This window comes from Sphingomonas sp. CFBP 13714 (assembly GCF_014842205.1).
GTDB lineage: Bacteria > Pseudomonadota > Alphaproteobacteria > Sphingomonadales > Sphingomonadaceae > Sphingomonas > Sphingomonas aerolata.
In genome coordinates this window covers 180,579-193,934 of record NZ_JACYVG010000007.1, presented here as the reverse complement: position 1 = coordinate 193,934, position 13,356 = coordinate 180,579, and the positions used below count along the sequence as shown (strand labels likewise).

Annotated in this window: 11 protein-coding genes; 2 read left to right on the top strand and 9 right to left on the bottom strand. The window is 66.8% G+C overall.

Annotated elements, in window-relative coordinates; translation table 11 throughout:
* Positions 1-183: 183 nt before the first annotated feature.
* Positions 184-2,868, top strand: a complete 2,685-nt coding sequence (gene acnA / locus IFT54_RS16445) for an aconitate hydratase AcnA (protein WP_192071399.1) — start codon at positions 184-186, stop codon at positions 2,866-2,868.
* Positions 2,869-3,327: 459 nt separating this feature from the next.
* On the opposite strand, the gene mtnP is transcribed toward acnA, so the two are convergent.
* The 9 genes from mtnP to IFT54_RS16400 form a co-directional block, all read right to left on the bottom strand.
* A complete protein-coding gene (gene mtnP, locus IFT54_RS16440) occupies positions 3,328-4,191 on the bottom strand; it encodes an S-methyl-5'-thioadenosine phosphorylase (protein WP_192071398.1) in 864 nt (287 codons plus the stop codon).
* On the bottom strand, positions 4,188-5,579 hold the full coding sequence (locus IFT54_RS16435) for an amino acid permease (protein WP_107931942.1): 1,392 nt from the start codon (positions 5,577-5,579) through the stop codon (positions 4,188-4,190). The genes mtnP and IFT54_RS16435 overlap by 4 nt, the downstream gene beginning before the upstream one ends.
* Positions 5,580-5,746: 167 nt before the next feature.
* The gene (locus IFT54_RS16430) at positions 5,747-6,100 is read right to left on the bottom strand and encodes a HesB/IscA family protein (RefSeq protein WP_031441054.1); all 354 of its coding nucleotides are present in this window, start codon (positions 6,098-6,100) and stop codon (positions 5,747-5,749) included.
* Positions 6,101-6,227: 127 nt separating this feature from the next.
* Entirely contained in the window at positions 6,228-6,689 is a 462-nt protein-coding gene (locus IFT54_RS16425; RefSeq protein WP_031395029.1) for an SUF system Fe-S cluster assembly protein, read from the bottom strand.
* On the bottom strand, positions 6,686-7,894 hold the full coding sequence (locus tag IFT54_RS16420; RefSeq protein ID WP_197984724.1) for a cysteine desulfurase: 1,209 nt from the start codon (positions 7,892-7,894) through the stop codon (positions 6,686-6,688). The genes IFT54_RS16425 and IFT54_RS16420 overlap by 4 nt, the downstream gene beginning before the upstream one ends.
* A gap of 2 nt (positions 7,895-7,896) precedes the next feature.
* Entirely contained in the window at positions 7,897-8,970 is a 1,074-nt protein-coding gene (locus tag IFT54_RS16415) for a SufD family Fe-S cluster assembly protein (RefSeq protein ID WP_192071396.1), read from the bottom strand.
* A gap of 157 nt (positions 8,971-9,127) precedes the next feature.
* Positions 9,128-9,871, bottom strand: coding sequence for a Fe-S cluster assembly ATPase SufC (gene sufC / locus IFT54_RS16410; RefSeq protein ID WP_056020499.1), 744 nt, complete (start codon positions 9,869-9,871; stop codon positions 9,128-9,130).
* Between the two features lie 96 nt (positions 9,872-9,967).
* The gene (gene sufB / locus IFT54_RS16405) at positions 9,968-11,458 is read right to left on the bottom strand and encodes a Fe-S cluster assembly protein SufB (protein ID WP_056020496.1); all 1,491 of its coding nucleotides are present in this window, start codon (positions 11,456-11,458) and stop codon (positions 9,968-9,970) included.
* 124 nt (positions 11,459-11,582) lie between these two features.
* Positions 11,583-12,011: an SUF system Fe-S cluster assembly regulator gene (locus tag IFT54_RS16400; protein WP_166746936.1), complete on the bottom strand. Its 429-nt coding sequence runs from the start codon at positions 12,009-12,011 to the stop codon at positions 11,583-11,585.
* Positions 12,012-12,245: 234 nt separating this feature from the next.
* Here IFT54_RS16400 and IFT54_RS16395 point away from each other — a divergent pair, with 234 nt between their 5' ends.
* Complete coding sequence (locus tag IFT54_RS16395; RefSeq protein WP_192071395.1) at positions 12,246-13,277, top strand: quinone-dependent dihydroorotate dehydrogenase; 1,032 nt, start codon at positions 12,246-12,248, stop codon at positions 13,275-13,277.
* The last annotated feature ends 79 nt before the right edge of the window (positions 13,278-13,356 follow it).

Below are 13,356 nucleotides of genomic sequence, written 5' to 3'. Positions count from 1 at the left end.
CGCAATGTTAGTCGCGCACGCGAAACCGCGTCTAAGGCAAAACCCGCCCTTCCCCCGCTCGCCCCCCCTTGCTAAGGCCCCGGCAGTAACCGCATTCAGGTCGGTCCCCTACGCGCCCCCGCGGTCCCATAGGCCGCTTTCCCCTCGGCGCCCGGCGGCCCGACGCCCACGGGAAGGACCCCTATGACTGCCATCGGCCAGGACACCCTCAAGACCCGCACGAGCCTTTCGACCGGCGGCAAGTCGTACGACTATTACAGCCTCGCCAAGGCCTCCGAACAGCTCGGCGACATCAGCCGCCTGCCCTTCTCGATGAAGGTGCTGCTCGAGAACCTGCTGCGCTTCGAGGACGGCGTCACCGTCACGCGCGACGACATCCAGGCGATCGTCGACTGGCAGAAGGAGCGTCGCAGCGACCGCGAGATCCAGTATCGCCCGGCGCGCGTGCTGATGCAGGATTTCACCGGCGTGCCTTGCGTCGTCGATCTCGCCGCGATGCGCGACGCGATGACCAAGCTCGGTGGCAACCCCGAGAAGATCAACCCGCAGGTTCCCGTCCACCTCGTCATCGATCACTCGGTGATGGTCGACGAGTTCGGCACGCCCAAGGCGTTCGAGGATAACGTCGACCTCGAATATGAGCGCAACATCGAGCGCTACGAGTTCCTGAAGTGGGGCAGCAAGGCGCTCGACAATTTCCAGGTCGTGCCCCCCGGCACCGGCATCTGCCACCAGGTGAACCTCGAATATATCGGCCAGGCCGTCTGGTCGTCGGCCTCGTCGGGTGATCATGGCGACGGCACGATGATCGCCTATCCGGATACGCTGGTCGGCACCGACAGCCACACGACGATGATCAACGGTCTCGGCGTGCTCGGCTGGGGCGTCGGCGGGATCGAGGCCGAGGCTGCGATGCTCGGCCAGCCCGTGTCGATGCTGATCCCCGAAGTCGTCGGCTTCAAGCTGACCGGCGCGCTGAACGAGGGCATCACCGCCACCGATCTCGTGCTCACCGTCACGCAGATGCTGCGCGCCAAGGGCGTGGTCGGCCGCTTCGTCGAGTTCTTCGGCCCCGGCCTGTCGTCGATGACGCTCGCCGATCGCGCGACGATCGCCAACATGGCGCCGGAATATGGCGCGACCTGCGGCTTCTTCCCGATCGACGACAAGACGCTCGATTACATGCGCCTCACCGCGCGCTCTGACGAGAATGTCGAGCTGGTCGAGGCGTACGCCAAGGCCAACGGCTTCTGGCGCGACGAGAATGCCGAAGACCCCGTCTTCACCGACACGCTCGAGCTCGACATGGGCTCGGTCGTCGCCAGCCTCGCCGGCCCGAAGCGCCCGCAGGACCGCGTCAGCCTCAACAAGGTCGACGAGGTGTTCAACAGCGACCTCCACAAGCTGTACCACAAGGAGCAGCCCGAGCGCGTCGCGGTCGAGGGTCGTGAGCATGACATCGGCGACGGCGACGTCGTGATCGCCGCGATCACCAGCTGCACCAACACGTCGAACCCGTCGGTGCTCGTCGCCGCCGGCCTCGTCGCCCGCAAGGCGAACGCGCTGGGCCTCAAGTCGAAGCCCTGGGTGAAGACCTCGCTCGCGCCGGGTTCGCAGGTCGTCACCGACTATCTCGACAAGGCCGGCCTCACCGCCGACCTGAACGCGCTCGGCTTCAACCTCGTCGGCTATGGTTGCACGACCTGCATCGGCAATTCGGGTCCGCTGGCCCCTGCCATCTCGTCGGCGATCAACGAGAACGACCTCGTCGCCGCGTCGGTCCTCTCGGGCAACCGCAACTTCGAGGGCCGCGTCTCGCCCGACGTCCGCGCCAACTTCCTGGCCAGCCCGCCGCTCGTCGTCGCCTATGCGATCAAGGGCACCGTCACGACCGACATGATCGAGACGCCGCTGGGTCAGGGCACCGACGGCCAGGACGTGTATCTGCGCGACATCTGGCCGACCAACGAGGAGGTCCGCAGCACTATGGACGCCAATATCGACGCGTCGATGTTCGGTGCGCGCTACGGCGACGTCTATGCGGGCGACTCGAAGTGGCGCGAGATCGACGTCACGGGTTCGGACACCTACGCCTGGCGCGCAGGGTCGACCTATGTCGCCAACCCGCCCTATTTCGAGGGCCTCAGCATGACGCCGTCGCCGGTGCAGGACATCATCGACGCCAAGCCGCTCGCGATCCTCGGCGATTCGATCACCACCGATCACATCTCGCCCGCAGGCTCGATCAAGGCGGACAGCCCGGCCGGCCGTTTCCTCCAGGAGCATCAGGTCAGCAAGGCCGACTTCAACAGCTATGGCGCCCGTCGCGGCAACCATGACGTGATGATGCGCGGCACCTTCGCCAACATCCGCATCAAGAACGAGATGGTCCCCGGCGTCGAAGGCGGCATGTCCAAATATGACGGCGAGGTCATGGCGATCTACGACGCCGCGATGCGCTTCAAGCAGGACGGCACGCCACTCGTGATCGTCGCGGGCAAGGAATATGGCACCGGTTCGTCGCGCGACTGGGCGGCCAAGGGCACCAACCTGCTCGGCGTCCGCGCGGTCATCACCGAGAGCTTCGAGCGTATCCACCGCTCGAACCTGGTCGGCATGGGCGTGCTGCCGCTGCAGTTCGCGGAAGGCACCGATCGCAAGACGCTCGGCCTCGACGGCTCGGAGACGTTCACCATCCTCGACGTGGCGAGCATCCGCCCGCGTCAGGACGTGAGCGTGAAGATGACCCGCGCCGACGGCACCAGCGAGACGTTCGAGACCAAGTGCCGGATCGATACCGTCAACGAGCTGGAATATTTCCTCAACGGCGGGATCCTGCACTACGTCCTGCGCAAGCTGGCCGCGTAAGCGACCGACGTCGTCCCGGAGCGATCCGGGGCGACGCCTGCGCCCTGAACGACCGTCATCCCAGCGAAGGCCGGAATATCCCCGTGAGGCGCATGTCGCCCACTACAAGGGATATCCCGGCCCTCGCTGGGATGACGTGTTTTGGATGGCGAGTTTCACCAGACGGCGCGTCTCGAACGCGACCCGGGCCCGGCAGAAAAAAGCGGGGCGACCATGACGGTCGCCCCGTAGTTCAGGGAGGGACCGGGAGGGGGAACAACCCGGCCACGTCGCCGTCCACAGGGGGAGAGGGAGCGGCGACCCCCACCTCATCGCGCCGATATGTTGCACCAATGTGTCGGCGACCACGGATCGCCGCAATTCTTCCGCCGATCACCGCACCCGGTGGCAAACCACCACCTCCCCCAACCGTCATCCTGACGAACGTCAGGACCCAGAGCCTCGCGCGTCACGCCGCCGCTAGAGCGCCCGCCCCGCCACCGCGTCGAGTTTCGCCACCAGCGCCGGATCCCGCGCGCCCTGCGCCGTGATGATCGCACTGTCGAGACAGGTATCGATCGGCGACGCCGGACGCTCCGCCGGCAGCCCGCGCAGCAACGCCATCACCATCGCCCGCGCTTTCGCCGCATTCGCGCCGAGCTGCGCAATTACCTCCGCGACATCGACCCCCGCCGCCTCCTCGCGCCAGCAGTCATAGTCGGTCACCATCCCGACCAGCGCATAGGGCAGCTCCGCCTCACGCGCGAGCTTGGCCTCGGGCATCGCAGTCATCCCGATCACGTCGCACCCCCATTGGCGGTAGAGCCGGCTCTCCGCGCGCGTCGAGAATTGCGGCCCCTCCATCGCCAGATAGGTGCCGCGATCGTCGACCTGCGCGCCGGCCTGACGCGCAGCGTTGGCGGCATAGCCTGACAGGCGCGGACACACCGGGTCCGCCATCGAGACATGCGCGACAAGGCCCGTGCCGAAGAAGCTCGACACCCGCCCTTTGGTCCGGTCGATGAACTGGTCGACGATCGTGAAGCTCCCCGGCGGCCGCGCCTCGACCAGCGACCCGACCGATGACACCGCCAGCACATCGGTCACCCCCAGCCGCTTCAGCGCATCGATGTTCGCGCGCGCGTTCAGCTCAGAGGGCGAAATCCGGTGCCCTCGCCCGTGCCGCGGCAGGAACGCAACCCCGACAGGCCCTACGCGCCCGGTATAGATCGCATCCGACGGCGCACCCCAGGGTGTCTCCACCGTCTGCCAGCGCCCGTCCTCGATCCCCTCGACCGCATACAGCCCCGAGCCGCCGATGATCCCGATCGTCCAGCCGCTCATTCGGCAAGCGCCCGCGGCCGCGCATAGGCGAAGTAGATCACCAGCCCGAGCAGGTTCCACAGCCCGAAATAGAGTTGTGTCTTCGAGGGAAGGCTGAAGAACAGGTACAGGCAGCCGAGAATGCCGACGATGCCCACCAGAGTCGCGGCAGGCGCGCGGAAGGTCCGCACCGCATCGGGCGCGCGGCGACGCATCACCAGCATGCACGCGCACACCGCAACGAACGCCGCGAGCGTCCCCGCATTGGCGAGCGCGGCGATCTCCGCAAGCGGCAGCAGCCCCGCGATCACCGCGACGATCGCCGCAGTGATCCACGTGATCCGCACCGGCGCACCGCGCTTCGACACCTTGGCGAGGCCGAGCGGCAGCAGTCCGTCACGCGCCATCGTGAAGAAGATCCGGCTCTGCCCGAACAGGAAGGCGAGCAGCACGGTCGGCAACGCGATGACCGCCGACGCGCCCAGGAACGTCGCGAACCCCGGCCGCCCGATCTCGCGCAGGATCAGCGCGAGCGGCTCGGCGGAGCCTGCAAACCGCGTGTAGGACAGCGCCCCCACCGCGGCGACCGCGACGAGGATATAGATCGCGATGCACGCCACCATCGACCCGAGGATGCCGATCGCGAGGTCGCGGCCCGGATTCTTCGTCTCTTCCGCCGCGGTCGAGATCGCGTCAAACCCGTAGAATGCGAAGAAGATGATCGCCGCCGCCGCCATCACGCCGCGTTCGGCGCCGTCGGGCTGGACGGCCTTGGGGAAGCCATAGGGCATGAACGGCTGCAGGTTCGCGCTGTTGAAATAATGGAGCGCGATGAACACGAACACGGTCAGCGCGATCATCTTCACCGCCACCAGCACCGCGTTCAGCGTCGCACTCTCGCGCGTCCCGAACGACAGCACGCCTGCGACGACCGCGATGATCACGATCGCCGGCACGTTCAGGACGCCGCCGAGTTCGGGGCTGAGCGTCAGCGCCTCGGGAAACCCGAACGCGCCGCGCAGCAACGGCGCGGCATAACCCGACCAGCCGACCGCGACGGTCGACACCACCAGCGAATATTCGAGGATCAGGCTCCAGCCGATCACCCAGGCGATCAGCTCGCCGAGCACGACATAGCTGTATGTATAGGCGCTGCCCGACGCCGGGATCATCGTTGCCATCTCCGCATAGGCGAGCGCGGCACAGGCACAGATCCCGCCGGCGATGATGAACGACAGGATGACCGCCGGCCCCGCGAGCCCCGCCCCGACGCCGATCAGCGTCAGGATCCCCGTGCCGACGATCCCGCCCACACCCATCGCGACCAGATGCGGCCACGACAAAGTCCGCGCGAGCTGATGCTCGGGCGGCTGCTCGGTGACGATTTTTCGGCGAAACAGACTGGCCACGTAGATCCCCTCTTCTTCAGGGGGGAGTGGCACAGGACGGGATGGGCAAGCAAGGCGGCCGGACGGCCGGCATCGCCTTGGCTCGGCCGGATCTTTGTTCTCCCGCGAAGGCGGGAGCCCAGTCTGGGTCCCCGCCTTCGCGGGGACACATTAGTTCACGGCAGAATTTAGACCGTAAAGCTTTCCCCGCACCCGCACGCACCCTTGGCGTTGGGGTTCTGGAACACGAACCCGGCCGTGAAGTCATCCTCGACCCAGTCCATCGTCGAGCCGATCAGGTACAATATCGACCCGCCATCGACGAACAGCGTGCCGCCAGGCGTGTCGATCCGCTCGTCGAACGGCTTGGCCTCGCTCACATAATCGACCGAATAAGCGAGCCCCGAACAGCCGCGCTTGGGCGTCGACAGCTTGACCCCGATCGACTCCTCCGGCGCGCGCGCCATCAGGTCCGCGATCCGCGCATGCGCGGTCGCGGTCAGGTTCAGCGCCGCCGGCCGTGCTCGTAATGTCGTCGCCATGGCTCGTTCCTTCCATCTAAAGCCCCTCCCCTTCAGGGGAGGGGTTGGGGTGGGGCGCCCGACCGGATCGCGCGCTTGGGGTAAGGCCCCACCCCCGTCCCCTCCCCTGAAGGGGAGGGGCACGTCGTTACAGCATGCCCAGTTCGAGCTTCGCCTCGTCGGACATCTTCTGCGGATCCCATGCCGGATCCCACACCAGATTCACCTCGGCGACACCGACACCCGGCACCGCACCGACGCGCATCTCGACCTCCATCGGCATCGATTCCGCGACCGGACAGTTCGGCGTGGTCAGCGTCATCGTGACGACCGCATGCCCGTCCTCGGTCACCTCGACGCCGTAGATAAGCCCCAGGTCATAGATGTTCACCGGGATCTCGGGATCATAGATGTCCTTCAGCGCGTCGATGATCGCATCATAGACCGCGCCGCCCGGTTCGCCGGGGGAGTCCACCTGCGGCTTCTGCGCCAGGAACCCGGCGAGATAGTCGCGCTTGCGCTCCGCATCGCCGTCGGTGTCGAGCACGACACGCGCCTTGGGCGGCGACTGCACCGCCTCGACTTCCTCGATCTCGAACCGATCGCTCATCCAAATATCCTCGTTACTCGCGCGATACCGCGCACCAGCGCATCCACGTCAGCAGGACCGTTATAGACACCGAAGCTCGCCCTGGCCGTCGCCTCGACGCCCAGCATCTCCATCAGCGGCTGGGCGCAATGATGGCCAGCCCGGATCGCGACGCGCTCTTCGTCCAATATGGTGCCGATGTCGTGCGGATGAACCCCTTCGATCGTGAACGAGACGATCCCCGCCGAGTCCGCAGGCCCGTAGAGCCGCACCGAATTGATCCCCGACAGCGCCTCGCGCGTCGCCGTCACCAGCGCGGTCTCATGCGCATGGATCGCCGCCAGCCCGATGCTCTCGACATAGTCGATCGCCGCATGCAGCCCGAGCGCGCCGACGATATGCGGCGTTCCCGCCTCGAACCGTCCCGGCGGCGGCGCGTACGTCGTCTTCGCGAACGACACCTTGTCGATCATCGACCCGCCACCCTGATAGGGCGGCATCGCGTCGAGCAGCGCGGGCTTTGCCCACAGCACGCCGATCCCGGTCGGGCCGTACAACTTGTGCCCGGAAAACACGTAGAAGTCGCAGCCGATCGCAGACACGTCGACCGCGATCCGCGGCACCGACTGGCAGCCGTCGAGCAGGATCTTCGCGCCGACCGAATGCGCGATCTCCGTCGCACGCTTCGCGTCGAGCACCGAGCCAAGCACGTTCGACACATGGCCGAGCGCGACCAGCTTGTGCGCGGGCGTGATCATCCGCTCCATCGCATCGAGATCGATGCGGTGGTCTTCGGTCAGCGGCAGCACGTCGATCGCAACGCCGCGCGCCTCGGCGATCATCTGCCACGGCACGATGTTCGAATGATGCTCGAGCATCGACAGCAGGATGCGGTCGCCCGCCTTCAGCTGGGTCCCCGCCCAGCAGGTCGCGACCAGGTTGATCGCCTCGGTCGCACCGCGCACGAACACGATCTCATCGGGCGATCCCGCGCCGATGAACCGCGCCACCGCCCCCCGCGCCGCTTCATACGCGACCGTCATGTCTGCGGAGCGCTGGTACACGCCGCGGTGCACGGTCGCATAGGTCTCGCCATATGCGCGCGTGATCGCGTCGACCACGACTTGCGGCTTCTGCGCGGTGGCGGCGGTATCGAGATACGCCCAGCCCTCGGGGATAGCCGGGAAGTCCGACACCCGGTCGAGCGGGCGCGTTTCGAGCGTCAGAGTCACAATGCTGCCTCCAGCCACGCATCCGCGTCCGCGACGAACGCGTCGCGCACCGTCTCGTCCGCGATCTGCGCGAACGCATCGCCGACGAACGCGCGCGTCAGCAGCGCCTGCGCCTTGGCATGCGGGATGCCGCGGCTCTGCATGTAGAACAGCGCGCGCTGGTCGAGCTCGCCGACCGTCGCGCCGTGCGCGCACTTCACGTCGTCGGCGAAGATCTCGAGCTCGGGCTTCAGATTGACCGTCGCGGTCCGCTTGAGCAGCAATCCGCGCAGCGACTGCACGCCGTCGGTCTTCTGCGCATCGCGCGCCACCTCGACGCGCGCCGCAAGGCTCGCGGTCGACGTGTCCGCTGCGACCGCGCGCCAGATCTGCTTGCTCTGCCCGTTCAGCGCGGCATGCCGCACCGACAGCGCGCATTCCTGTCGCTGGTCGCGCCGCGTCAGCAGCGCGCCGCCATATTCGGCGAACGCATCGTCGCCCGACACGGTGATCGCGCCGTCGATCCGCGTCCCCGCATCGCCCGCGCCCAGCATCGTCACGATCAGGCTCGCCCCCGCCCCGACATCCGCCTCGTCGCGCACCGACACGAAGCCGGCGGTCTGCAGCAACCGCACCGCACGCGTCAGCTTCGCGCCCGCGCCGAGCGTCATCCGCGTCGACCGGTTCGACCAGCCGGTCCCGACATAGGTCTCGACCACCGACGCCTGCGCGCCGTCCGCGAGCACGATCTCGGCGGGAACATGGTTCTCGCCCCCGGTCGCGATATGGACGATCTGGATCAGCTCGGCCGAAGCGTGCGCCTCGACGCGCAACGACCAGCCATGGCCGGTCGTCCGCGCGCCCAGCACATGCGTGCCACCCTCGAGCGGCGCGATCGCGACATGCCGCAAATCGCTGCGACCCTCGTCGAGCACGCCATCGACGAATACCGCCCGCGCGCCCTCGAGCTCGAGGAACCACGAGCCCACCAGCGCCTCACCGCGCGGCAACCCCGCCGCCGCCGCAATCGCCGCCGGATCACCCCAGCGCCACGACTCCTCGCGCGTGGAGGGAAGTTCGAGAACGCTCATGATGCGGCCCACGAAAACGAGAATGGTTCACGCGAAGGCGCGAAGGCGCGAAGAGGCGTTGGAAGGATATTGCTGACGAGATTATTGACCACACGCCCTTCGCGCCTTTGCGCCTTCGCGTGAGCCCAATCTTTCCTGCCTGCGGCGCGAAGGTAGATCATGCGGCGATCCCCACATAGCCTTCGCTCTCGAGCTGCTGCGCGAGTTCCTTGCCGCCCGAGCGGACGATGCGGCCGTCGGCAAGCACATGGACAAAGTCCGGCTCCACATAATCGAGCAGCCGCTGGTAATGCGTGATCAGCAGCACCGCCTTGTCGGGCGCGCGCATGATGCGGTTGATGCCGTCGCCGACGACGCGCAGCGCATCGATGTCGAGGCCGGAATCCGTCTCGTCGAGGATGGCGAACTTCGGGTTGACGATGCCCATCTGCACCATCTCATTGCGCTTCTTTTCACCGCCCGAAAAGCCGACATTCACCGGCCGCTTGAGCATGTCGTAATCCATGCCGAGCAGATCCGCCTGCCCGCGCGCGAGCTTCAGGAACTCGCCGCCCGACAACGCCTTCTCGTCGCGCGTCGCGCGCTGGGCATTGAGCGCCTCGCGCAGAAACTGGACGTTCGACACGCCGGGGATCTCGACCGGATACTGGAAGCCGAGGAACACGCCCGCCGCGGCGCGCTCATGCGCCTCGAGCTCGAGCAGGTCGACGCCGTCGAACGTCACCGAGCCCGCCGTGACCTCGTACCCGGGCCGCCCGCCGAGCACATAGCCCAGCGTCGACTTGCCCGCGCCGTTCGGCCCCATGATCGCGTGCACCTCGCCCGCATTCACCTCGAGCGAGAGGCCCTTGAGGATTTCCTTGCCGTCGATCTCGGCGTGAAGGTTTTCAATTTTCAGCATCGAATTCTGCCCAATTCCAAATCTCTAAATTTCCGCGGCGCGTCCTGCGCCAGCGCTGTCCCGTCATGCCCGCGCCGGCGGGATGACGGGCGGGGATCACCCCACAGACCCTTCCAGCGAAATCCCCAGCAGCTTCTGCGCCTCGACCGCGAACTCCATCGGCAGCTGCTGCAGCACCTCGCGCGCGAAGCCGTTGACGATCAGCGCGACCGCCGCCTCCGCATCCAGCCCGCGCGACATCGCGTAGAACAGCTGGTCCTCGGAGATCTTCGACGTCGTCGCCTCATGCTCGATCTGCGCGGACGGGTTGCGGACTTCGATATACGGCACGGTATGCGCGCCGCACTGGTCGCCGAGCAGCAGGCTGTCGCACTGCGTGAAGTTGCGCACGCCCTCCGCGGTCGGCGCGACGCGCACCAGCCCGCGATAGGTGTTGTCCGACCGCCCCGCCGAAATCCCCTTCGACACGATCGTCGAGCGGGTATTCTTGCCGAGGTGGATCATCTTCGTGCCGGTATCGGCCTGCTGGCGATTGTTCGTCACCGCGACCGAATAGAATTCGCCGACCGAGCCATCGCCCGCCAGCACACACGACGGATATTTCCACGTGATCGCACTGCCCGTCTCGACCTGCGTCCAGCTGACCTTCGAATTTTTGCCCTGGCACAGAGCGCGCTTGGTGACGAAATTGTAGATCCCGCCGACGCCGTTCTCGTCGCCCGGATACCAGTTCTGCACGGTCGAATATTTGATCTCGGCATCGTCGAGCACGACGAGTTCGACGACCGCCGCGTGCAGCTGGTTCTCGTCGCGCATCGGCGCGGTGCAGCCTTCGAGATACGAGACGTACGACCCCTTGTCGGCGACGATCAGCGTGCGTTCGAACTGGCCGGTATTCTCGGCATTGATCCGGAAATAGGTCGACAGCTCCATCGGGCAGCGCACGCCCTCGGGAATGTAAACGAACGTGCCGTCGGAGAAGACCGCCGAGTTGAGCGTCGCGAAGTAATTGTCACGCTGCGGCACGACCTTGCCCAGCCACTTCCGCACGAGATCGGGATATTCCTTGATCGCCTCCGAGATCGACCGGAAGATCACGCCCGCGGCCTCGAGCTCCTTGCGGAACGTGGTCGCGACCGAGACGCTGTCGAACACCGCATCGACCGCGACGCGGCGCTTCGGCGTGCCGTCCTCGTTCAGCGGATCCTCGACCACGCCCGCGAGCATCTTCTGCTCGCCGATCGGAATGCCGAGCTTTTCATAGACGCGCAGGATCTCGGGATCGACCTCGTCGAGGCTCCCGAGCTTCGGCTTCGCCTTCGGCTCCGCATAGTAATAGGCGTCCTGGTAATCGATCGGCGGCACGTTGAGCTTCGACCAGTCGGGCGCTTCCATCGTCTGCCACAGCGCGAACGCCTTCAGCCGCCAATCGAGCATCCACTGCGGCTCGCCCTTCTTGGCGGAAATGAAGCGCACCGTGTCTTCCGACAGGCCCTTGGGCGCGAATTCCTGTTCGATGTCCGAGGAGAAGCCCCACTCGTACGTCTTGTTCGCGGCGGCATAGGCCTCTGCGTTCCGGGTAGCCATCATTCCATCTCCGCCGCAACGCGGCTCTCTAAAAACTCTGCGATCTCTGCGTCTCTGCGCGAATACGAGATTGTGCGCGCGGAGGCGCAGAGATCGCGGAGAAAGGGGTAAGTCGCTGCACGCGTCATGCGGGCACCGGCGAATTCGGGACTTGCAAAAGGCTGGCGAGCGTCACGTCGGCAAGTGCGCCGCGGACTGCGCCGTTGACCGCGTTCCAGTGCGGCTTCACCTTGCACGTCTGGTCGATGCAGCAATCCTGCGCCGCACCGTCGACGCACGCGGTCAGCGCGATCGGACCCTCGACCGCCTCGATGATGTCGGCGAGCGAGATCGACGCAGGCGGCCGCGCCAGGCGAAATCCGCCGCCGGTCCCGCGCGTGCTCTCGATCAGCCCCGCCGCCGACAAGCGGCTGACCAGCTTCTGCACGGTCGGCAGCGGCACGCCGGTCTCCTCGCTCAGCAGCGTCGCGTTCAGCCGCGCGATACCACCGCAATGACGCGCCGCGGCGCTCATCATCACGACCGCATAGTCCGCTAGGCTGGAAAGACGCATGGTGGCTTGTGAGTCCAATCGGACCGATATGATCCGATTGACAAATGGGCTTTGCGACGGGCAGCGTCAACCCGTCCGCCAGTGCTAACGACTCGCAACTGAGTCCACTTCGTCATTCCCGCGGAGGCGGGAATCCACTCTGCCTTTTGCCCCTGCGGACCGATGGATTCCCGCCTGCGCGGGAATGACGGAAGAAGGGTTTGGCCGCCCCAGCCGATCTGGGTAAGAGCGCGCATGGCCTTCTACCACCCGCTTCTCTTCCGCCTCGACGCCGAACGCGCGCATGGCCTGACGATCGCCGCGCTCGCCGCATGGGGCAAGGCGGGCACGCCGCTCGCGCCATCCGTCCCGCGGCTTGCGACCAGCGTGGCGGGGATCGCCTTCCCCAACCCGGTCGGCCTCGCCGCCGGCGTCGACAAGGACGGTCGCGCGATCGACGGGTTCTTCGGGCTCGGGTTCGGCAGTGTCGAGATCGGCACGCTCACCCCCCTGCCCCAGCCCGGCAACCCGAAGCCGCGCATCTTCCGTCTCCCCGAAGACCGCGCGGTGATCAACCGCCTCGGCTTCAACAATGGCGGCCTCGACGCGGCGCTCGACCGTGCGAAAGCCCATGCGCGCGGCAAGGGCGTGCTCGGCATCAATGTCGGCGCGAACAAGGATGCGAGCGATCGCACCGCGGATTACGTCCACGGCGTCACCCGCGCCGCGCCGCACGCCGATTACATCACGATCAACATCAGCTCGCCCAACACCCCCGGCCTGCGCGACCTGCAACATGGTGCAGCACTGCGCGACCTGCTCGCGGCCTGCACCGCCGCCAAGGGCAGCACGCCGATCTTCCTCAAGGTCGCGCCCGACCTCGAGCCCGCGGATATCGACGACATCGCCCGCGCCGCGATCGACAACCGGATCGACGCGCTGATCGTCAACAACACGACAATCGGCCGCCCCGGCCTGCGCTCGGCGAACGCGACGGAAACCGGCGGCCTGTCCGGCGCCCCGCTCGCCCCCCTCGCCCGCCAGCGCCTCGCCGACTTCCGCAAGGCAACCGGCGCCGCGATCCCGCTGATCTCGGTCGGCGGCATCGGCAGCGGTGCGGAAGCCTATGCCCGCCTCCGCGCGGGCGCGAGCCTCGTCCAGCTCTACACCGCGCTGGTGTATGAAGGCCCCGGCCTCCCCGCACGGATGCTGCGCGAGCTCGACGCGCTGCTCACCCGCGACGGCTTCGCCACCATCGCCGACGCGATCGGCGTCGACGCCCGCTGACACATTTCGTCATCCCGGCAAAAGCTTGGATGACGGCGAGTTTGCGGCGGACGCCTTGCCACCCACCCGATCCACGCTA